At 51.1% G+C, this 20,704-nt stretch carries 19 protein-coding genes and 1 tRNA gene; 16 read left to right on the top strand and 4 right to left on the bottom strand.

The genetic code is table 11. The annotated features are described in order from the left end of the window. Positions 1-105 precede the first annotated feature (105 nt). Positions 106-645, bottom strand: a complete 540-nt coding sequence (locus PGL01S_RS11565) for a phosphatidylglycerophosphatase A family protein (RefSeq protein ID WP_127494665.1) — start codon at positions 643-645, stop codon at positions 106-108. A 132-nt stretch (positions 646-777) separates the two neighbouring features. Here PGL01S_RS11565 and PGL01S_RS11560 point away from each other — a divergent pair, with 132 nt between their 5' ends. The 3 genes from PGL01S_RS11560 (at position 778) to rdgB (ending at position 3,377) form a co-directional block, all read left to right on the top strand. Beyond that, positions 778-1,842, top strand: a complete 1,065-nt coding sequence (locus tag PGL01S_RS11560) for a GerMN domain-containing protein (protein WP_127494663.1) — start codon at positions 778-780, stop codon at positions 1,840-1,842. 160 nt (positions 1,843-2,002) lie between these two features. After that, on the top strand, positions 2,003-2,740 hold the full coding sequence (rph, locus tag PGL01S_RS11555; RefSeq protein ID WP_127494661.1) for a ribonuclease PH: 738 nt from the start codon (positions 2,003-2,005) through the stop codon (positions 2,738-2,740). Between the two features lie 4 nt (positions 2,741-2,744). Beyond that, positions 2,745-3,377, top strand: a complete 633-nt coding sequence (gene rdgB / locus PGL01S_RS11550) for an RdgB/HAM1 family non-canonical purine NTP pyrophosphatase (RefSeq protein WP_127494659.1) — start codon at positions 2,745-2,747, stop codon at positions 3,375-3,377. A gap of 207 nt (positions 3,378-3,584) precedes the next feature. Here the strand turns inward: rdgB and asnB are convergent, their stop codons facing one another. Beyond that, entirely contained in the window at positions 3,585-5,429 is a 1,845-nt protein-coding gene (gene asnB / locus PGL01S_RS11545) for an asparagine synthase (glutamine-hydrolyzing) (RefSeq protein ID WP_127494657.1), read from the bottom strand. 132 nt (positions 5,430-5,561) lie between these two features. Here asnB and PGL01S_RS11540 point away from each other — a divergent pair, with 132 nt between their 5' ends. After that, positions 5,562-5,903 (top strand): hypothetical protein, encoded by a 342-nt coding sequence (locus tag PGL01S_RS11540; RefSeq protein ID WP_127494655.1) that lies wholly within the window; start codon positions 5,562-5,564, stop codon positions 5,901-5,903. Between the two features lie 165 nt (positions 5,904-6,068). Continuing rightward, positions 6,069-6,674: a P-loop nucleotide/nucleoside kinase family protein gene (locus PGL01S_RS11535; protein WP_127494653.1), complete on the top strand. Its 606-nt coding sequence runs from the start codon at positions 6,069-6,071 to the stop codon at positions 6,672-6,674. 54 nt (positions 6,675-6,728) lie between these two features. Here PGL01S_RS11535 and PGL01S_RS11530 read toward each other — a convergent pair whose 3' ends face one another. After that, on the bottom strand, positions 6,729-7,418 hold the full coding sequence (locus PGL01S_RS11530; RefSeq protein ID WP_127494651.1) for an NAD(P)H-dependent oxidoreductase: 690 nt from the start codon (positions 7,416-7,418) through the stop codon (positions 6,729-6,731). Positions 7,419-7,614: 196 nt separating this feature from the next. Between PGL01S_RS11530 and PGL01S_RS11525 the strand changes: the two genes are divergently transcribed. Next, positions 7,615-8,016: a winged helix-turn-helix transcriptional regulator gene (locus PGL01S_RS11525; RefSeq protein ID WP_127494648.1), complete on the top strand. Its 402-nt coding sequence runs from the start codon at positions 7,615-7,617 to the stop codon at positions 8,014-8,016. 108 nt (positions 8,017-8,124) lie between these two features. Here the strand turns inward: PGL01S_RS11525 and PGL01S_RS11520 are convergent. Further along, positions 8,125-8,201, bottom strand: a tRNA-Arg gene (locus PGL01S_RS11520). 265 nt (positions 8,202-8,466) lie between these two features. Between PGL01S_RS11520 and PGL01S_RS11515 the strand changes: the two genes are divergently transcribed. From PGL01S_RS11515 to speD, 10 genes are all read left to right on the top strand, one after another. After that, positions 8,467-9,360, top strand: coding sequence for a hypothetical protein (locus tag PGL01S_RS11515; protein WP_127494646.1), 894 nt, complete (start codon positions 8,467-8,469; stop codon positions 9,358-9,360). Positions 9,361-9,448: 88 nt separating this feature from the next. Next, entirely contained in the window at positions 9,449-10,753 is a 1,305-nt protein-coding gene (gene tig / locus PGL01S_RS11510; RefSeq protein WP_127494644.1) for a trigger factor, read from the top strand. A gap of 219 nt (positions 10,754-10,972) precedes the next feature. Then, a complete protein-coding gene (gene clpP, locus PGL01S_RS11505) occupies positions 10,973-11,560 on the top strand; it encodes an ATP-dependent Clp endopeptidase proteolytic subunit ClpP (RefSeq protein WP_127494642.1) in 588 nt (195 codons plus the stop codon). Between the two features lie 27 nt (positions 11,561-11,587). Beyond that, positions 11,588-12,844 carry an ATP-dependent protease ATP-binding subunit ClpX gene (clpX, locus tag PGL01S_RS11500; protein WP_015846009.1) on the top strand — a complete coding sequence of 419 codons (1,257 nt, stop codon included), beginning with the start codon at positions 11,588-11,590 and terminating at the stop codon, positions 12,842-12,844. 91 nt (positions 12,845-12,935) lie between these two features. Continuing rightward, positions 12,936-14,045, top strand: coding sequence for a flavodoxin-dependent (E)-4-hydroxy-3-methylbut-2-enyl-diphosphate synthase (gene ispG / locus PGL01S_RS11495; RefSeq protein ID WP_127494641.1), 1,110 nt, complete (start codon positions 12,936-12,938; stop codon positions 14,043-14,045). 171 nt (positions 14,046-14,216) lie between these two features. Continuing rightward, positions 14,217-15,920 carry an ATP-dependent protease LonB gene (lonB, locus tag PGL01S_RS11490; RefSeq protein ID WP_127494639.1) on the top strand — a complete coding sequence of 568 codons (1,704 nt, stop codon included), beginning with the start codon at positions 14,217-14,219 and terminating at the stop codon, positions 15,918-15,920. Positions 15,921-15,956: 36 nt separating this feature from the next. Then, the gene (gene lon, locus PGL01S_RS11485) at positions 15,957-18,467 is read left to right on the top strand and encodes an endopeptidase La (protein ID WP_127494637.1); all 2,511 of its coding nucleotides are present in this window, start codon (positions 15,957-15,959) and stop codon (positions 18,465-18,467) included. Next, positions 18,464-19,069 carry a ribosome biogenesis GTP-binding protein YihA/YsxC gene (yihA, locus tag PGL01S_RS11480; protein WP_015846005.1) on the top strand — a complete coding sequence of 202 codons (606 nt, stop codon included), beginning with the start codon at positions 18,464-18,466 and terminating at the stop codon, positions 19,067-19,069. The genes lon and yihA overlap by 4 nt, the downstream gene beginning before the upstream one ends. Before the next feature lie 181 nt (positions 19,070-19,250). Then, positions 19,251-19,841: a non-ribosomal peptide synthetase module gene (locus PGL01S_RS11475; RefSeq protein WP_127494635.1), complete on the top strand. Its 591-nt coding sequence runs from the start codon at positions 19,251-19,253 to the stop codon at positions 19,839-19,841. A gap of 363 nt (positions 19,842-20,204) precedes the next feature. Further along, complete coding sequence (gene speD / locus PGL01S_RS11470; RefSeq protein ID WP_015846002.1) at positions 20,205-20,603, top strand: adenosylmethionine decarboxylase; 399 nt, start codon at positions 20,205-20,207, stop codon at positions 20,601-20,603. The last annotated feature ends 101 nt before the right edge of the window (positions 20,604-20,704 follow it).

The following is a 20,704-nucleotide window of genomic DNA, read 5'->3' as shown; positions in this document are numbered from 1 at the left end:
TTTCTTTTACTACCAAACTATTCCAGATTATAGAAAAGGTTCGGAGAGGAGCTGCATCATAGAAAAAGCTGTCCTGCAATGCAGGACAGCTTTTTTCGCCAGTTTCTATTCCTTTAATCTTTCCGCTTCTTCTTCGCGACCGGCTTGCTTGCGGTGAGCCAGACGGCTTGCGGCTGCAGCGGCAATTGCTCCAACGATATCATCCAGGAAAGTATGGATTTGACCGTCGTTCTTGTCATTAAGCTTTTTCAGAATACCCGGCTTCAGCTTGTCGATATAGCCAAAGTTAGTAAACCCGATGCTGCCGTATACGTTAACGATGGAAAGAGCCAATATTTCATCGCATCCGTACAGGCCTTCGTCATTTCGGACCATCTCTTGCAGCGGAGCCATCAGCTTGCCTTCTTCCGCCAGAAGATCGAGCTGGATGCCGGTTAATACGGCATTCTGCACTTCTCTTTTGGACAGAACGGCTTCCACGTTAGCGATGCACTCGTCCAGCGTCAGTTCGGGATAATAATCCTTCTGAAGAAAATGCACGAGCTGTGCAATAGATGTTTTGGATACCCCGCGTTTGTCGAGCCATTCATTGGTGGCTTCCGCGACTTCGCGGCTGTTTAAGCTGTAAGTGACTTGTTTGAACAATTTCGTTAACCCCCTCAGATTTTGTGGACAAAACTGGTCTAAAAAAGGGAAGGGCTCGTATACATAGTACTACAAATCAACAAATGTACAAAGTCGCCGAACAGGCAATACACTATTTGGGAGGAAATTTCAATGACTCAAACAAGATGGATTCGCCGTGCAGCAATTTGCGGTGTGCTGGTTTTTCCCATTCTTGCAACAGGATGCGGCTTGATTTCGCAGGATACGAAAGGGGAAATCGACCCGCCACAGCAAACCGCATCAACAGGTAACGTAGACGGCACAAATACGGGACAGGCTGTTATGCCTGGACAAGATGAAGACTCCAACCTGACCGTGTATCTGGAAGACCGCAACGGTTACCTCGCTCCGGTGTCGCTGAAAGCTCCGCTTACGCAGAATGCGGTAGAGGAAGCCGGCAAGAAAGCTCTCGAAATTATGGTGGACGGCGGAAGCTTCGCAAGCCAGCTACCGGAAGATTTCCGTGCGGTACTGCCAAAAGGCACGGAAGTGAAGTCGCTTCACATCGATCAAAAAACGCAAATCGCTACGGTTGAATTCGGCGGAACGTTTACGGATTACCCTGCAACGGACGAGCGTACAATCGTTGAAGCCATTACTTGGACACTGACGGCAATGGGAGCAAAAGGCGTTGAAGTGTGGTATGACGGCGCGAAGCTGCCGGAAATGCCGCAGGGCGGCTTCCCGCTTGACGAGCCGCTTACGCGTTCCGTAGGGATCAACCTTGAGGCTGCAGACGGAGTCAACTATTTGAACTCCACGCCGGTAACTCTCTACTTCTCGTCGCAAACCGCCAATGACGAACAGTATTATGTCCCAGTTACGCGTTTGATTAACCGTACCGACGAGTCCTCCGCGCAAGCGGCTATGGAGCAGCTTATTACCGGCCCGCTGAACGCCAAGAATCTGACGGCGGTTCTTACTAACGATGTTGAAGTGAACAGCATCAAACAGAAGGATGATACGGTGACGGTAGATCTGAAGGATCAGGCTTTTGAGACGGGTCTCCCTGCTCCGGCCGAGATGCTCGAAGCGATCGTCCTGTCGATTACGGAGAACACCGGTGCCGCGCAAGTTCAAATTACGATGAACGGCCAGACGGTAACCGACGAGAATAACGTAGATTACAGCAAGCCGGTATCCCGTCCTCATCATGTCAATGCGATAAAAAGCTAAGAAACCATCTACTTTAAAAGCAGTCCCGTACTGGTCGCTCAGACCGGTCGGGACTGTTTTTTGTCGGAAAAGATGCTTTTCGCAGGCTGCTTTGGTAAAATAGGAAAGATTGCATAGTCAGTACATAAGCAAAAGCGAATGATTCAGGAGGAACATAAGAATGCGGACAGACGGTCGGCAACCGAACCAGCTTCGGCCCGTTACGATAACGACAGGAGTTAACAAATATGCGGAAGGCTCCGTTCTGATTGAGGTAGGCGAGACAAAGGTCATTTGTACCGCCAGCGTTGAAGAGCGGGTTCCGCCTTTCATGAAGGGACAAGGCAAGGGCTGGATTACGGCCGAATATTCGATGCTGCCGCGAGCTACCCATACCCGTAATCATCGGGAGTCGGCAAAAGGGAAGCTGTCGGGCCGTACGATGGAAATTCAGCGTCTGATCGGACGAGCGTTGCGCTCTGTCGTGGATTTGCAGGCGCTGGGCGAACGGACGATTACCCTGGACTGCGATGTTATCCAGGCGGATGGCGGTACGCGCACAACGTCGATTACGGGCGCTTTCGTAGCGCTATGTCTCGCCGTTAACAAGCTGTCGAAAACAACGCAGTTTGCCAAATATCCGATTACGGCTTTCCTCGCCTCGGTTAGCGTTGGCGTTATACAGGAGCGCGAGCTGCTGGATCTGAACTACGACGAGGATTCCAAAGCGAAGGTCGACATGAATGTGGTCATGACCGGAGAAGGCAAATTCGTCGAGCTGCAGGGCACGGGCGAAGACTCGCCGTTCTCGCGAGAAGAGCTGAACAAGCTGCTCGAGCTGGCGGAAGGCGGGATCGAGGAATTGATCGAGAAGCAGCGTTTGGTATTGGGAGAGATCGCGGACCGGATCGGAGGGTAACGAAATGGCACAGCCTATATTAATCGCAACGAAAAACGAAGGCAAGGTTAGGGAATTCGCCCATGCTTTCGCGAAGCTTGGCCGGACGGTTGTCAGCCTGAACGAATATCCGGATTTCCCGAATATCGTGGAGGATGGCGATACGTTCTCCGCCAATGCCCGGATTAAAGCGAAAGCGGCAGGAGACGCGTTTCACGTCCCCGTGCTCGCCGATGATTCCGGCTTGCGGGTAAAGGCGCTTGATGGAGCGCCGGGAGTTTATTCGGCTCGGTACTCAGGAGAAGGCGCTACGGATGCTTCGAATAACGCCAAGCTGCTGGAAGAGCTGAAGCGCCTGAATGCGCCGGATGTGGCCGAACCTCTTGCGGACGGCACGCGGCTGTTAAGCCCCGCTCAATTCGTTTGCGTGCTTGCCTTATACGATCCGGCAACCGGCGAGTTTGTCGAGACGGAAGGCACGGTTGACGGCTATATTGCCGAGCGGCCTCGCGGCGAAGGCGGATTCGGTTACGATCCGTTATTCTGGCTTCCTCAGCTTAACCGCTCGATGGCGGAGCTGTCCAAGGAAGAGAAGCAGGGGATCAGCCATCGCGGCAATGCTCTCGCTAAGCTGATCGAAAAGCTTTCCAATAAGTAAACATGCAAAAAAACGTCACCGGTTTAATCCGGTGACGTTTTTTCTCTCTCTTTTAAGGTTTGGTGAGCGGAGCGATCGAATGATTCTGGAGGAGTGTAACGTTCGCCTTTGTTCTCCCGATTCCAACCTTCTCCTATACGTTCAAGGAATCGGGAAACAACAGCGACCGGAAGAACATTCGAATGCGCAGCGATTATCACTCCACACTCACTTCACGCTAACGCCATACTCCTTCAGCCAAGTATTCACCTGATACAAATAAGCAAACAGCTGCGGTCCGGACATCAGCTGACCAAACCAAGGTATATTCGATTTTGCCGAATCCGACTCAGCGAGCTCTCTGATCTTGCTTGCATTAATGAGCGGGAGCAGCGGAGAGGAAGGATCGTTTAATATATCCAATACAAGGCCTTTTACGGCCGCGAGATAATTCGGATTATGCGTTTTCGGATACGGGCTTTTCTTGCGCGTCAGCACGTCTTCGGGCAGCACGCCGCGTAACGCCCGGCGAAGGATACCCTTCTCGCGGTCGCCTGCCGTTTTGATTTCCCAAGGGATATTCCAGACATACTGCACGAGCCGGTGATCGCAGAACGGCACCCGCACCTCCAGCCCGGCGGCCATGCTCATCCGGTCCTTACGATCGAGAAGAGTAGGCATGAAGCGGGTAATGTTCAGGTACGACATTTTGCGCATTTTTCGTACCGTCTCGGACTCCCCGTCCAGATGAGGCACCTCGGCAATCGCCTGCGCATAACGGTCGTTGATATAATCAATCGGCTTGATCCATGCCGCAACGTCCGGCGCAAGAAGATCAGCCCGCATCGAAGAAGCAAGGGACCAAGGGAACGTATTGGCGCTTAGCGCTTCTTCGCGGTGGAACCACGGATAACCGCCAAAGATTTCGTCCGCCGCTTCACCGGAAATCGCAACGGTGGCACCCTTTTTAATCTCGCGGCAGAACAGCAGGAGGGAGGCGTCGACGTCTGCCATGCCAGGCAAATCGCGTGCCAGCGTTGCATCGCGCAGCGCTCCAACCAGCTCCGGCGTATCGAACTGGATCGGATGATGGATCGTATCCAGATGGGAAACCATGCGTTCTATCCAAGGAGCGTCGCTGTTCGGCTGGAAGGCATGCGCCTTGAAATGCTTGTCGTTATCCCGGTAATCTACGGAATACGTGTTTACATTGCCTTGGCCGGTCTGCTCGTAATAACGCACGGCTAACGCGGTTAAGGCGCTGGAGTCGAGACCTCCGGAGAGCAGCGTCCCAACCGGCACGTCCGATACCAGCTGGCGTTCGGTAGTATCCTTCAAGAGCTCGCCTACATGCTCGGCGGTCGCTTCCACATCTTCTTCGTGTGGGATAGTCTCAAGACTCCAATATTTCGTCTTGCGGACGCCGGAGCGGGTAACCGTCATGCATTGCCCCGGCAGCAGCTCCGTAATGTCTTTGTAGATCCCTTGGCCCGGCGTGCGGGCAGGACCGATGATAAAGATTTCCGCCAACCCTTCGGCCCCTACTTCGGCTTTGACAGCCGGATGGGCCAGAATGGCTTTTGGCTCGGAACCAAAAATAAAAAGTCCATCCGCAAAGCTGATGAACAACGGTTTGACGCCTAGTCTGTCGCGGGCCAGGAACATCTCCTGTTCGGTAACATCCCAAATCGCAAAGGCAAAAATGCCGTTGAACCGTTCGACGCAGGCCTTGCCCCATTCCATGTAAGACACCAGAAGAACTTCCGTATCGCAGTGGGTCGTAAAGGTTCTGCCGCGGTCCTCCAGCTCTTTCCTCAGCTCAAGCGCGTTGTAAAGCTCGCCGTTATAGACAACGACATATGTGTCATCGCCCGAGCGCCGAATCATCGGCTGAGCGCCATTCTCGGGATCAATAACGCTAAGCCTTCGGTGGCCAAGCGCGCAGTGGGATGAAATCCATGTACCCGACGCATCAGGTCCGCGCAGCGCTAATGTCTCGGTCATCTTGATCAGGCTGCTGCTGTCCTGGGTTAAATCCCGGGTCCAATCGATCCAGCCGGTTATTCCACACATAATCTCATTCCTCTCTTCTGCTGGACTCCTGTAGCGATAATATCCGTTATATGCGGAAAAAAGGGATAAAATGTCTGTCCGCCGGGGGATGCTAAAAGAGCATGTTTGTAAAAAGGAGCTGAGTATTCACCTATGTCAGGCGATGAGCGTAAAAAATATTATGTCTCGGTCCAGGCCGGGCAAATTTTGCGGGATCAGGGAGCGGCCTCCTACGAGCTGGAGGTTTTGGCAAACGATGAGGAATTTAATCAGCTGCAGGTGATGTTCGAGGATTTATCCAGCATGGATGAGGCGATAACCGGGCATTACAATTACGCGGTGGGAACGCTGCAGGACCTTCCAAGCGATAAACGGATGAATGCGGGGTACGACGCCATTCTCCGCGATATTTATCTGTTTATACACGAGCATGGAACCGAGACGACCAGGAAGCACGTAGAGGCGATGGGAATTTTGGATCCGGGCCGTCTATAAAATAGACCAACAAGGGATAATGACGCTCTCAGGAGAACATTATCCTTTTTTTTGTAAGGGGAATGTCCGAAACTGACGGATTTTGTTACCTTTGTGATACCTTTATTGGGCAAGGAGTGGTACAATGGAAGGATAAAACTAGTATTAAGGTGGAGGCATCAAGCATTGCAAAAGTTAGTGTTTTTCGTAGGTGTGGCAGGCACAGGCAAGACAACCGTAGCCAGAAAAATTTCGGAGCGCATTCCGGCTGCTTTTCTGGACCGCGATACGGTAGGGGGACGTTTCGTTGAGGCGATGCTGGAACGCAACGGGCTCGACAAGAACGACCGGGATTCGGATTTCTACAAACAAAACCTTCGCGATTTGGAATACGACACAACCAAAGATATTTGCATCGAGAATTTGGCTGCCGGACAAAACGTGTTTATGATCTCTCCCTTTACGGCAGAGCTTAAAAATAATGCTTGGATCGAGGAAGTCATCTCGGGTGCGGGCCTGACGAGAGAGCAAGTGGACGTAAAAGTAATCGTGGTTACGCTGGAGAACATTGAGCTTCAGAAGAACCGCATTATCGGGCGCCAGACCGAACGTGACCAATGGAAGCTGGACAACTGGTCGCATTTCGAGAAACGCGTAGCCTTTGTGCCGGATATTCATTGGGATATCCCGCAATCTTCCATTCTTGTTTACGACAACAGCTGCGAAATGACGGACGAGCATGTAGAGACGCTTTATCAATTTGTTGCGAGCAAATCCGCAGCTACCGTATAAATCAACCAGAGACCCGCAGGCGCCTTGCAGAATAAGGCGCTGCGGGTCTCTTTCTCAATGCACCCACTCGACAACTTCATCTAAAGGACGCCGGGTTTGCGGATGTTTCGGCTCAGCAGCGCGGTATCCGAAAGTTACCATGACCGATAGGTCGTAAACTTCCTCGTCCAGGATGCCCGCATCCTTCAAAATAGCTGTAACCTTTTCTTTGTTATACCCTTCCATCGGGCATGAATCGATGCCGATTTGCGCAGCGGCCGTCATCATGTTGGCAAGCGGAATATACGTTTGCTTGGATGCCCAGTCAATCAACGTTCTTTCGTTATCAAGGATGCGAATATCATTCTCTTGGAAGTTCTTGTACGCCGATGGAATCTGCTTGAATGCCTCATCCGACAAGCCCTTGATATTCTTGTAAATGTACTCGACGTATTTGGAATCGTATCTTACATCCTTGCGGGCAAGAAGAATGACAAAGTGGCTTGCGGTAGGGAGCTGTCCTTGTCCGCCGAAAGAAACTTCGCGGATCTTCATCCGGAGCTCTTCGTTCTGAACGACGAGGAATTTCCATCCCTCAAACCCGACGGAACTCGGAGATAGTCTTCCCGTTTCCAATATAAACCGAAAATCCTCGTCGGAGATTTTCCGGTCGGGATCAAATTGCTTGGTGGCATGCCGGAATGCGTATGCATCCAAAATTTCTTTCTTTTTTTGCGCGGTATTCACGATTTGTACGTTATTCATTATTAGTGCCTTCCTTCCATGTATCCGGTTATTGATCAACGCGTTGATAAATTAGATCTTACATTCCCGTATGCATGGCAACAAGTACGCACATTTTTGTAGGATAATATCAATATTGTGTGATAGTATTAAAAAAGATACTAAAGGATTGGCAAGGAAAAAACAGCTTATAGTTTCAAAGCGAAGGAGTTTAATCATGGACAATAAAACGGATATCATTAATTTCGGTTGCCCGGTTACCGTCACGGTAGACGTCATCGGCGGCAAGTGGAAAGGCGTTATTCTGTACCATTTGACGGAAGGGCCTAAACGCTTTAACGAGCTGCGCAGACTGTTTCCCCGGATCACGCAGCGCATGCTTACGCTGCAATTGAGGGAATTGGAAAGCGACGGCGTCATCCACAGGGAAATTTACAAGGAGATCCCGCCACGGGTGGAGTACTCGCTAACCGAGTTTGGCGAATCGTTAAGGCCGCTTATCATACTGATGAGGGACTGGGGCGTGACCCATGAGAAAACCGTTCTGACCAATCGTGAAACCAACAACGTAATGACCAGGAATAGCGAGTCCATTAGCAGCTGCGGGGTTGAAGCGTAACGGAAGTACGGCTTGCGGGGAATTCCTTGGGATGTGTCCGGAAACAACGCAAAAAACCCGCAATCCCTTGATGGACAAGGAATTGCGGGTTATTAACAGGCATAAAAATGGCGTCCCAGGAGGGATTCGAACCCCCGACCGCACGCTTAGAAGGCGTGTGCTCTATCCGGCTGAGCTACTGGGACACGTAAGAGTGAGTATAGCATGTAATTGATAAACTTGGCAAGCGGTATTTTTTTAAAAGTCTTGAACCGTACCCGTGAATCAAATTCGCTTGGTAAATATAGCATAGGCGCGAATAGAAAATCAAGACTAAAGGGAAGTAAGTTTTTATATTTATAGGTTCCGTGATATAATCTAACGCAAGCAATAGGCAGACGAATGATGCGGTTTGACCGATAAGGCGGTGATACCATAACTACACCAGACAACGTATATTTATTTCCGAAGATGCTGGATCATTATCAAATTCAGCTCACCCGCATGCTGGAATCCGAGCAATACGGCGAAGCCAAAAACCTGCTCCGCTTCCTGCTGCAGTGCCGCGGTGAGGATGAACGGCATTACGAGGAATGGGGCAGCCTCCTTACCTGGCTGGAAATGGCCTTTCCGGGCTCCGAAGGTGCCGGCACGCCAAGTGGCGCGGACGAGGAAGTGGGCGAGAGCGAAGAGAGTTTCCGGGAGCAGCTCCTGAACCCGCCGGAGCAGGATGAGGCTTATATTAAGCAAGTGCTCTATATTATGGAGCATCATCCGATGATCGACCAGCAGATCCTGGCGCTGGAACGCGCGGCATACATACACTCGCCGGAAGTGGACCAGGTTATGCTGGACTGGCTTACGGGCTCGGACGGCAAGACCATTCACCCGGTTGTGCAATTCAAGGCTTTGCAATGCTTGAAGAAGCGGGAGATATCGGGAATTGTCATGCTTGACCGGATGGGCGAGAAGGTGGAGCTTGACATAGAGGCGACGCCGCTGGCGCTCGATGATTTTCCGCAGCCCGTCATCCGGATTCTGGAGCGGGTGGAAGCCGTGACGGAAGCGGACGATCCGACTCTTCCTCATTTTGCCAGGGAACTGTGGAAGGAAAGTCTCCAATTTCTGTATGGAACTTCGGCCTACCAGTGGATGCAGAGAGAGGACGACGAGACGGTCGACAGCTATGCGGCCGCGCTCCATTTAACCTTGCTGCTCACGGTTTACGGCTCCGCGAACGATGACGATATCCGCGAGGCTTACGGCATAACCGAACCATTGAGGTTCCGTTACGAGCAGGCATGCAGGACTCTTCGGCAGGTAGCTGCCATGCAGCAATCTACCGAAGATGATCATCAGCCTTGAAATGATGGCCAAGGTTGATTATAATAGAGTGGTTTATGAAGCGAATACTAATTGGCGTGATGCGTAATTTTGGAGGGGAAAGCATAAAATGAAAGCAACTTGGGAAAAAATAGACAAGAACCTCGTGTCGATCGACGTTGAGGTTGATGCTGAGAAAGTCGCTGCAGCACTTGATCAAGCATTTAAGAAAGTCGTTCAAAAGGTAAACGTACCTGGCTTCCGCAAAGGTAAAGTGCCTCGTGGAATGTTCGAATCCCGTTTCGGCGTGGAAAGCCTGTACCAGGATGCAATCGACATCCTGCTGCCGCAAGCTTACGAAGAAGCAGTGAAAGTGACGGAACAACGTCCTGTTGACCGTCCGGAAATCGACGTTGAACAATTCGCCAAAGGCCAATCGTTCAAATTCAAAGCTAAAGTTATCGTTCGCCCTGAAGTTACTCTCGGCGAGTACAAAGGTCTGGAAGTTCCATCCTTTGAAGCGACGGTTAGCGACGAAGAAGTTAACGCTGAACTGGAGCGCCTGCAACAACGCCACGCTGAGCTGACTGTTGTTGAAGAAGGTGCTGCTCAAAACGGCGACATCGCTGTAATCGACTTCGACGGTTATGTAGACGGCGAAGCATTCGACGGCGGCAAAGCGGAAAACTACTCCCTTGAACTGGGTTCCAACTCGTTCATCCCGGGCTTCGAAGATCAAGTTGTTGGCATGCAAACAGGCGACTTCAAGGATGTTGAAGTAACATTCCCTGAAAGCTACCATGCTGAGAACCTGGCTGGCAAACCAGCTGTGTTCAAAGTAAAACTGCATGAAATCAAACGCAAAAACCTGCCGGCTCTCGACGATGAGTTCGCAAAAGACATCAGCGAATTCGACACTCTTGAAGAGTACAAGCAGGATCTTGTCTCCAAGCTGAAAGAAAACAAAGAAGGCGAAGCGGAACGCAACCTTCAAAACGCTGTAATCGAAAAAGCGGCTGAAGCTGCCGAAGTAGAAGTACCGCAACCAATGATCAACACGGAAGTTGACTTTATGCTCCGCGATTTCGAGAACCGTCTTCGCATGCAAGGCATGAATATCGACCTGTACTACCAGTTCTCCGGCCAAAGCGAGCAAGTTCTGCGCGACCAAATGAAAGAAGACGCAGAAAAACGCGTTCGCAACAATCTGGTTCTGAATGCAATCGCTAAAGCGGAAAACATTCAGGTTTCGGAAGAAGACGTAAACGAAGAGCTCGAATCCCTGTCGAAAGCTTACAACCGTCCTGCGGCTGAGCTTCGCGACATCTTCGAGAAAAACGGTCAAATCGACAGCTTGAAAGAAGACATCGAGCTTCGCAAAACGATTGAATTCCTCGTTGAAAACAGCAAAACAGCCGAAGTTGCTGGAGCGTAATAGATCAATTGAATAAATAGGAAAAAAGGCACGTCATCGTCAGATACGTGCCTTCTTTTCACCCTACATAATGCAAGAGCCTTACCTGAAGAATGATCTTCAGTACATATCGAGCGATGCTCACCGTATACTGTATTATGGAAAAATGACATTGATCATTTGACGTGATACAATAGAAAACATGAACCAAAAAGCCATAATAGAAAAGAGGTTGGTCGCATGAATCTGGTACCTATCGTAGTAGAACAAACGAATCGCGGAGAACGGTCTTACGATATTTACTCGCGCTTGCTCAAGGACAGAATCATTTTTCTCGGGAGCGCTATCGATGATGATGTAGCAAACTCTGTTATCGCACAGCTGCTTTTTCTGGCGGCCGACGACCCGGAGAAAGACATCCACTTGTACATTAATTCGCCTGGCGGTTCGGTAACGGCCGGTATGGCGATCTATGATACAATGCAATATATTAAGCCTGACGTATCCACGATTTGCATGGGCATGGCGGCAAGCATGGGCTCGCTCCTCCTTACTGCCGGCGCGAAAGGCAAACGTTTCGCCCTTCCGAATGCGGAAGTTATGATTCATCAGCCGCTTGGCGGCGTACGCGGCCAGGCATCGGATATTAAAATCCATGCGGACTGGATCCTGAAGACGAAGCAAAAGCTGAATCAAATCTATGTGGAGCGTACCGGTCAGCCTTACGAGAAGATCGACCGCGATACGGACCGCGATAATTTCATGAGCGCGGAAGACGCTCTGAATTACGGTTTGATTGACAAAGTAATAACGACTCCGGTATCCTAAGGATTTAATCGAAGGGGTGAAAATGGCATGTTTAAATTCAATGATGAGAAGGGCCAGCTGAAATGCTCGTTCTGCGGAAAATCCCAGGAGCAAGTACGTAAACTGGTTGCCGGTCCCGGCGTTTATATATGCGACGAATGCATCGAGCTCTGCACGGAAATCGTGGAAGAGGAGCTTGGGCATGAGGAAGAGCTTGATCTGAAGGACATTCCGAAACCAAAGGATATCCGCGCTATTCTTGATTCGTACGTAATCGGTCAGGAATTTGCGAAGAAATCCCTTTCCGTTGCGGTTTACAACCACTACAAACGGATCAACTCGCAAAGCAAGATTGAAGACGTTGAGCTTCAAAAATCCAACATCCTGCTTGTAGGTCCTACAGGTTCGGGTAAAACGCTGCTTGCCCAAACGATGGCAAAAATTCTGAACGTACCGTTCGCGATTGCGGATGCAACTTCGCTCACGGAAGCCGGCTATGTCGGCGAAGACGTAGAGAACATTTTGCTGAAGCTCATTCAAGCTGCGGATTACGATGTAGAGAAGGCCGAACGCGGCATTATCTATATCGATGAGATTGATAAAGTAGCGCGCAAATCCGAGAATCCGTCGATTACTCGCGACGTTTCCGGTGAAGGCGTGCAGCAAGCATTGCTCAAAATCCTCGAAGGCACGGTTGCATCCGTTCCACCGCAAGGCGGACGCAAGCACCCGCACCAAGAGTTTATTCAAATCGATACAACGAACATCCTGTTTATTTGCGGCGGCGCATTTGACGGTCTGGAATCGTTGATCAAACGCCGGATCGGCAAAAAAGTGATCGGTTTCAGCTCGACCGGCGAGGTTCAAAAGGACCTGAAGCCGGGCGAATACCTGTCCATGGTTCTGCCGGAAGACTTGCTTAAATTTGGCTTGATCCCAGAGTTCGTAGGCCGTCTGCCGGTTATTTCGACTTTGGAGCCGCTTGATGAAGCAGCCCTGATGCGTATTTTGTCCGAGCCGAAGAATGCTTTGGTGAAGCAATACCAGAAGCTGCTCGAGATGGATAACGTAAAGCTGGACTTTGAACCTGCCGCTCTGGAAGCAATCGCTAAAGAAGCGATCAAACGGAACACGGGTGCCCGCGGCTTGCGTGCCATTATCGAGGGCATTATGCTTGAAGTGATGTACGAAGTCCCTTCGCGCGACGACGTGAGCACTTGTCTCATTACGGAGAAAAACGTAAAAGACAAAATCATGCCGGAGCTGACTGCTAAGAAGGGCAAGAAGAAGGAAGAAAGCGCCTAAGTTCATTACCGTCATTGCCTCCACCCTTTGGCTGCGGATTTTTTCGCTCGTCAAAGGGTGGACTTTTGACGTTCATGGGAGAGATCATTTTATGTATTTGCGCAAGGATACTGTGCCGGTCAAAGTCGGCAACCTGACGATTGGCGGCAGCAATGAAGTCATCATTCAGAGTATGTGTACAACAAAAACGGCTGATGTAGAGGCTACAGTAGCCGAGATTTTGCGTCTGGAAGAAGCGGGCTGCCAGATTGTGCGGGTTACCGTCAACAATAAGGAAGCAGCCGATGCGATTAAGGAAATTAAAAAACGGATTCATATTCCTCTTGTTGCCGATATTCATTTCGACTACCGTCTTGCCCTTCAGGCGATCGAGAACGGCATTGATAAGGTCCGGATCAACCCGGGCAACATCGGCCGTCGCGAGAAGATTGAAGCTGTCGTGAAGGCCTGCAAGGAACGGGGCATTCCGATCCGGATCGGCGTTAATGCCGGCTCGCTTGAGAACCATCTGTTGGAGAAATACGGCTACCCTACGCCGGAAGCGATGGTGGAGAGCGCGCTCTTCCATATCGGCATTCTGGAGGAGTTGGATTTCCATGATATTATCGTATCGCTGAAGGCGTCCGACGTACCGATGGCGATTGCGGCTTACAGCATGGCTGCGGAGAAAATCAAGTATCCGCTGCATCTTGGCATTACCGAAGCCGGTACGCTTCATTCCGGTACCATCAAGAGCTCCGCTGGCATCGGCGCATTGCTCGCGATGGGGATCGGCAATACGGTTCGCATCAGCTTGAGCGCGGATCCGGTGGAAGAGGTGAAAGTTGCCCGCGAGCTGCTTAAGACCTTCGGTCTGATTACGAACGCGGCAACCCTTATTTCCTGTCCGACTTGCGGACGCCTGGATATCGATCTCTTCTCGATCGCCAACGAAGTGGAAGAGTATATCTCCAAGGTGAAGGTGCCAATCAAGGTATCCGTTCTTGGTTGCGCGGTTAACGGCCCGGGCGAAGCTCGCGAGGCGGATATCGGCATTGCCGGTGCACGAGGCGAAGGCATGTTGTTCCGTTACGGAGAGATGATCCGCAAAGTGCCGGAAGCAGAGCTTCTTAACGAGCTTAAGAAAGAAATCGACGAGATCGTACGCGTATTCGAAGCGACTGGCGAAATTCCGGGACGCAAAAATCATGCGCATGCATAACGAACTCTCTGCCATCTGATAAAAGAGGCATTCGGAAGCAACCCCAATCGGCGGTTGCGGAGGAATGCCTCTTTTTTCTTCCGGAAGCGATTATTCCCTGCAGCAAGGGGCAATACTACCAATTACGTACTCTTTTGCCGGAATAGTTCGCTTTGAGAGGAGAAGATGTTAATGAGTTTAAGTATGGTTTTGATGCTGATCCAAGTTTTTTTTGCTGTGGTTATTGGTTTATATTTCTGGAATTTGCTGCGCAATCAGAAGACGAACCGCTCCGCGGTCGATCGGGAGTCGCGCAAGGAGATGGATAAGCTGCGCAAGCTGCGCTCCATCTCGCTGACCAAGCCGCTTGCGGAGAAAACACGTCCGCAGGCGATGCAGGATATCGTCGGGCAGACAGACGGTCTGCGCGCGCTTAAGGCGGCGCTTTGCAGCGCCAATCCGCAGCATGTCATTATTTACGGACCGCCGGGAGTCGGAAAGACGGCGGCTGCCCGCGTTGTACTGGAGGAAGCGAAAAAGAATCCTTCCTCGCCGTTTCTGAATGAAGCGAAGTTTACCGAGATTGACGCCACAACGGCCCGGTTCGATGAGCGCGGTATTGCCGATCCGCTGATCGGCTCCGTTCATGACCCGATTTATCAAGGAGCCGGGGCGATGGGCGTGGCCGGCATTCCGCAGCCGAAGCCGGGTGCGGTGACGAAGGCGCATGGCGGCATCCTGTTTATCGACGAAATCGGTGAATTGCATCCCATTCAAATGAATAAGCTGTTAAAAGTACTGGAAGACCGCAAGGTGTTCCTGGAGAGTGCTTATTACAATTCGGAGGATGCGAATATTCCGGTTTATATCCACGATATTTTCCAGAACGGTCTGCCGGCCGACTTCCGTCTTGTAGGCGCGACAACGCGTTCGCCGCAGGATCTGCCTCCGGCTATCCGCTCGCGCTGCATGGAGATTTATTTCCGTCCGCTGCTCGCAAGCGAGATTGCATCGATTGCCGAAAATGCCGTTAAAAAAATCGGCTTTGGTCCATGCCCGGATGCCGTGGACGTCGTGAAGAAATATGCGACGAACGGACGCGAAGCGGTTAACGTCATTCAGCTTGCAGCCGGTATTGCCTTATCCGAGAAACGGGATGCCATCACGGCAGCGGATGTGGAATGGGTTGTGAACAGCAGCCAAATTCCGCCTCGTCCGGACCGAAAAGTGCCGGAAGCGCCTCAGATCGGTTTCGTTAACGGCTTAGCGGTGTATGGTCCTAATATGGGGACATTGCTTGAAATCGAAGTCAGCGCTATTCCTGCGGCTGCCGGCAAAGGTCAATATACGATTACCGGCGTTGTCGACGAGGAAGAATTGGGAGGCGGTTCCCGGACGCTTAGACGGAAAAGCATGGCTAAGGGCTCGGTTGAGAACGTGCTGACGATGCTCCGCCGTTACGGACTGAACCCGCAGGACTTTGACCTGCATATCAACTTCCCTGGCGGCACGCCAATCGACGGGCCATCCGCCGGTGTTGCCATGGCAACGGCAATTGCCTCGGCGATCAAAGAGGTGCCGATTGACAACAAGCTGGCGATGACCGGCGAGGTTGGCATACACGGCAACGTGAAGCCGGTAGGCGGCGTGCTGGCGAAGGTAGAAGCGGCGTTCCAGGCTGGGGCGGAGACGGTTATTATTCCGCGCGAGAACTGGCAGGCGATTTTCGCAGGTTTGGAAGGGCTGAAGGTCATTCCGGTAGACCGGGTTGACGAGGTGTTCAGATATGTCTTCCCAATTGGCGAAACCGTTGTCGCAGAGGTTGAAAACCATGTCGGTTCCGATCTTTTTATCGCTTCGGGGGTTCCCTATTTGCAGGCGGATTCCGTGGAATGATAAAATAGGGTATTCGAAACAATTGGAGGTGCTGGTGTGGGATCCGGAAAAACAAAAGGCCGTCGGCTTCCCCTGCTTCCTTTAAGGGGGCTGCTTGTATATCCCAGCATGGTGCTCCACCTTGATGTGGGAAGGGACAAATCGGTGCGGGCGCTGGAGAAATGCATGATCGACGATCATATGATTCTTCTGTGCTCGCAATCCGAAGTCAATATCGAAGAGCCTACAGAAGACGATATTTACCGCGTCGGCACCATTGCGAAGGTCAGACAGATGCTGAAGCTGCCCAACGGTACAATCCGCGTGCTTGTTGAAGGCGTTGTAAGAGCCGAGGTAGTGGATTACGTGCCAAATGAACAGTTTTACGAAGTAACGGTGCTCGAGCTTCCTGAGCCGGAGACTGACGATCCCGAAGTGGATGCGCTTATGCGGTCGGTACTCAGCCAGTTCGAGCATTATATTTCGCTATCGAAGAAGGTTACGCCGGAGACGCTTGCGGCGGTATCGGATATCGATGAGCCGGGCAGGTTGGCCGATGTCATTACAAGCCATTTGTCGCTGAAAATCAAGGATAAGCAGGATATTCTCGAGACCATCGATGTTCGGGAGCGTCTTGAGCGTCTGCTTGATATCCTGAACAACGAGCGCGAGGTGCTTGAGCTCGAACGCAAAATCAACCAGCGCGTCAAAAAGCAGATGGAGAAGACGCAGAAGGAATATTATTTGCGCGAGCAGATGAAAGCGATCCAGAAGGAGCTTGGCGAGAAGGAAGGGCGCGCCGGCGAGGTCGAGGAGCTTCGCAATCAGCTGAATGAAGCGGGAGTTCCGGGCAACGTACGGGAGAAAGTCGAGAAGGAAATCGATCGTCTGGAAAAAATGCCCGCAACGTCCGCCGAGGGCGGCGTTATCCGCAATTATATCGATTGGTTATTAGCATTGCCTTGGAGCAAGCATACGGAAGACGACTTATCCCTAAGCAAGGCCGAAGAGATCCTGAACAACGATCACTACGGCCTGGAGAAGCCGAAGGAGCGCGTGCTTGAATATTTGGCGGTCCAGCAGCTGGTGAAGAAGATGAAAGGGCCGATCCTTTGCCTCGTAGGGCCTCCGGGTGTCGGCAAAACCTCTCTTGCCCGTTCGATCGCCAAATCGCTTGACCGCAAATTCGTTCGAATCTCGCTGGGCGGCGTTCGCGACGAAGCGGAGATCCGCGGTCACCGTCGTACGTATGTAGGCGCTATGCCTGGACGGATCATTCAAGGAATGAAGACGGCGGGATCCTATAATCCGGTCTTTCTGCTTGACGAGATCGACAAGATGGCAAGCGATTTCCGCGGAGATCCTTCGTCCGCGCTGCTTGAGGTGCTTGATCCGGAGCAGAACAATACGTTCAGCGACCACTTCATCGAAGTGCCGTTTGATTTGTCTAACGTGATGTTTGTCACGACGGCCAATTCGCTCCACAATATTCCGCGTCCGCTGCTCGACCGGATGGAAGTGCTCTACATTCCAGGCTATACGGAGCTGGAGAAGCAGCAGATTGCGGAACGCTATCTGCTGCCGAAGCAGCGCAGGGAGCATGGACTGTCGGAAGATCAGCTGGTCGTCGAGGATGAAGTTGTCCTGCAACTGATCCGCGAATATACGCGCGAATCCGGCGTACGGAATTTGGAGCAGCAGATCGCCGCTTTGAGCCGGAAGGCCGCGAAGCATATTGTATCGGAGGGCTCCAAGTCACAGGCAGGCAGCAAGGAACGGGGCGAAGGCGATTTGGCCGGTCAGCCTTATGAAGCTCCCGAGCTGAATACGCTGGAGGCGGCTTTCGGCGCAGACGATGCTGCGGAAGAAGCCGAGGCTAAGCAAGACCAAGCGGAGGTTTCGGCAGTGACATTGACGGTAACGCCGGAGCTGCTGAAGGAATGGCTTGGACCTGCGAAGTTCCGCCATGGCACGGCCGAGGTCGAGAACCAGATTGGTGCCGTAACAGGCCTCGCTTGGACCGAGGTTGGCGGAGATACGTTGGTGATCGAGGTAACGGTTATGCCGGGCAGCGGCAAGCTTACCTTGACCGGCAAGCTTGGCGACGTGATGAAAGAATCGGCGCAGGCCGCATTCAGTTATACGCGCTCCAAAGCCATTGAGCTTGGTATCGATCCCGAATTCCATGTGAACAAGGATATCCATATTCATATTCCGGAAGGCGCAATTCCCAAAGACGGACCATCTGCCGGCATAACGATGGCAACCGCTTTGATCTCCGCCCTGACGAACCGGTATGTATCGAAGGAAGTCGCAATGACCGGCGAGATTACGCTGCGCGGCCGCGTGCTTCCGATTGGCGGCTTGAAGGAAAAATCGCTCGCCGCTCACCGGGCAGGCATCCGAAAGGTGCTTCTGCCGAAGGATAATGAACGCGATTTAAGCGATATTCCGGACAGCATACGCAGTGAAATGACTTTTGTTCCTGTCAGCCATATGGACGAAGTTCTGCAGCATGCGCTGCTGCCGGTTAACACCGAAGAGAAAGCAGGAACAGTAATCGGATGAAAATTACCCAATCAGAATTTATCATAAGTGCAGTAAGACCTTCGCAATATCCAGTCGACGCCTTGCCAGAGATTGCTCTGGCAGGGCGTTCCAATGTCGGCAAATCGTCGCTCATTAACAAATTGATCTTGCGTAAAAACCTGGCGAGAACAAGCTCGCAGCCCGGCAAGACGCAGCAGCTTAACTATTATCGCGTGAATGACATGGTCTATTTCGTCGATTTTCCCGGCTATGGCTATGCAAAAGTATCAAAAACGCAGCGAGAGCTGTTCGGGCAAATGATCGAGACTTATATACGAGACCGCAAGGAACTGAAGCTGCAGCTTCTCGTTATCGATATGCGCCATGCTCCGTCAAAGGACGATGTGCTCATGTATCATTGGCTTAAGCATTACAACGTGCCAACCTGCATCGTCTGCACGAAAGCGGACAAAATCCCCAAAGGCAAATGGGACAAGCATGTAAAGGTTATCAAAGAGACGCTTGAAGCGGATCCGCGCGACTCGCTGGTCATGTTTTCTTCGGAGACGGGGCTTGGCCGCGAGAAGCTGTGGGAGGTCATTAACGGAGCGATTGGGCATATAACGGAGATAGATCAATAACTTCCTCTATAATGCAGAGGATACAGCAAGAAATACAGCTTTCCTCGTGAAATCTACGGGATTTTTCAGAAATATGCGAGAATATCGAGGCTGAACGGCAGGAATAAAAAGCTCTGATCACGTATAATATACTTAGGCATTAAGAACAAAAGCGCAAGTTTAAAGAATTGAGGAGATTTTTATGGCTCAGCGGCTAGCCACAGAGTATGTAAGTGCCAAACTGCAATTGACGAGCGATGAGATGAAGCAATTTATTCGGTTTTTCGATGACCAGCAGGTATGCATGAACGTAAAGGTCCTCGATAACGGAAACCAGGAGCTGGTTCTCGAAGACGTAGCAGGGAAGGAAGAAGTCACACTGACGTTTGAACGTCAGCAAGACCACTATGTATGTGAACTCTCTTGCCGCCTGATTCAACCCAAGCTGACCAACGCCATGCGCAAAGCCGTAACGGCTTTCCGTGGAGACGCAGTTGTTAATCGTATCTACAGCCATTATACGATGATCTACCATTATACAAATGGCAGCGTCCGCAAAATCGTTGAAAGCACATCGTCGGGCACACGGGTCGTATTCGAATACAAGGATACGGTCGGCCAGTTGGAGCGTGTGTTCCGGAGCCGCTTGATCGAACGTGAAATCGAGCTGGTCAACAACGCGATTAACGAGTTGCTTGACCTGCGCAATCAAACGAAGGATCGCCTGCAGATTGCCGGCATCGACGAAAGACTAGCGATGCTGACCAAGAAGTTGTTTGTATTTGAAGCTTAACCGATAAGCCTTGAACCTGGGAGCCGCCGAATGCGGCTTCTTTTTTTTGCTTTTGTTCACAAAAAAATGATATCGGAATGGACGCATCGCAAGGTACGGAAACCGCCTCACCTACATACTGTGTATACGGGATTAAAGCGGAAAAAAGTTTTCGTTTCTTCCCGAAAAAAAGGGTTGCAATTCTGCCCAATAGATGTTATTTTTAATCTCGTTGAAAACATTGGTCTAAACAAAATAGGAACCAGGATTCACTCAGGACATGGTTATGTTGCGAGAGATTATTCCCTCGGGAAGTGAATGACGTAGGTCCTAGCGGATGAAATTTTTTTAAACATTTTATTCCTAGGAAGGGGGAACCGGAAGATGGAATATTCAACTTTCGGAAGACACGTTGCTGTTGATACTTGGGGAGTAGACTTTGATCTGCTGAACAACGCTGAATTTTTGCAAGCCCAAATGGTGGAGGCTGCTGAAGCATGCGGCGCTACCGTATTATCGGTGCAATCGAAACAATTTGAGCCTCAAGGAGCAACAGTACTTGTATTGCTGTCGGAGAGTCATCTCTCGATTCATACGTATCCTGAGAAAGGATTCGCCGCTCTCGACTGCTACACATGCGGTGAAACTGTGGATCCACAGCTTGCGATTGACTACATGATCGCTGTACTGAAGCCAACGACTACTCATGCTAAGAAGCTTGTTCGCGGCATGGGCGAGTTGAAAGTAGAAGAACCAAAAATGCAACAAGTTGAGCTTGTTTAAGCTTTTAAATTGAAAAGATATAGAGATAACCATAGACCTCGGTCCATGGTTATTTTCTTTGTATAAACAGGGAATAATGGCAATGAGGGTTTTCAAACATT

Origin of the sequence: Paenibacillus glycanilyticus NBRC 16618 (assembly GCF_004000805.1) — a bacterium.
Taxonomy (GTDB): domain Bacteria; phylum Bacillota; class Bacilli; order Paenibacillales; family Paenibacillaceae; genus Pristimantibacillus; species Pristimantibacillus glycanilyticus.
The sequence above is the reverse complement of the archived record's forward strand: the minus strand, read 5'-3'. Positions and strand labels throughout refer to the sequence as shown.

What these genes read in the sequence shown, in the direction of transcription:
- PGL01S_RS11560 (WP_127494663.1), top strand. Translation starts at nt 778, where the DNA reads ATGACTCAAACAAGATGGATTCGCCGTGCAGCAATTTGCGGTGTGCTG.
- rph (WP_127494661.1), top strand. Translation starts at nt 2,003, where the DNA reads ATGCGGACAGACGGTCGGCAACCGAACCAGCTTCGGCCCGTTACGATA.
- rdgB (WP_127494659.1), top strand. Translation starts at nt 2,745, where the DNA reads ATGGCACAGCCTATATTAATCGCAACGAAAAACGAAGGCAAGGTTAGG.
- asnB (WP_127494657.1), bottom strand. Translation starts at nt 5,429, where the DNA reads ATGTGTGGAATAACCGGCTGGATCGATTGGACCCGGGATTTAACCCAG.
- PGL01S_RS11540 (WP_127494655.1), top strand. Translation starts at nt 5,562, where the DNA reads ATGTCAGGCGATGAGCGTAAAAAATATTATGTCTCGGTCCAGGCCGGG.
- PGL01S_RS11530 (WP_127494651.1), bottom strand. Translation starts at nt 7,418, where the DNA reads ATGAATAACGTACAAATCGTGAATACCGCGCAAAAAAAGAAAGAAATT.
- PGL01S_RS11525 (WP_127494648.1), top strand. Translation starts at nt 7,615, where the DNA reads ATGGACAATAAAACGGATATCATTAATTTCGGTTGCCCGGTTACCGTC.
- PGL01S_RS11515 (WP_127494646.1), top strand. Translation starts at nt 8,467, where the DNA reads ATGCTGGATCATTATCAAATTCAGCTCACCCGCATGCTGGAATCCGAG.
- tig (WP_127494644.1), top strand. Translation starts at nt 9,449, where the DNA reads ATGAAAGCAACTTGGGAAAAAATAGACAAGAACCTCGTGTCGATCGAC.
- clpP (WP_127494642.1), top strand. Translation starts at nt 10,973, where the DNA reads ATGAATCTGGTACCTATCGTAGTAGAACAAACGAATCGCGGAGAACGG.
- clpX (WP_015846009.1), top strand. Translation starts at nt 11,588, where the DNA reads ATGTTTAAATTCAATGATGAGAAGGGCCAGCTGAAATGCTCGTTCTGC.
- ispG (WP_127494641.1), top strand. Translation starts at nt 12,936, where the DNA reads ATGTATTTGCGCAAGGATACTGTGCCGGTCAAAGTCGGCAACCTGACG.
- lonB (WP_127494639.1), top strand. Translation starts at nt 14,217, where the DNA reads ATGAGTTTAAGTATGGTTTTGATGCTGATCCAAGTTTTTTTTGCTGTG.
- yihA (WP_015846005.1), top strand. Translation starts at nt 18,464, where the DNA reads ATGAAAATTACCCAATCAGAATTTATCATAAGTGCAGTAAGACCTTCG.
- PGL01S_RS11475 (WP_127494635.1), top strand. Translation starts at nt 19,251, where the DNA reads ATGGCTCAGCGGCTAGCCACAGAGTATGTAAGTGCCAAACTGCAATTG.
- speD (WP_015846002.1), top strand. Translation starts at nt 20,205, where the DNA reads ATGGAATATTCAACTTTCGGAAGACACGTTGCTGTTGATACTTGGGGA.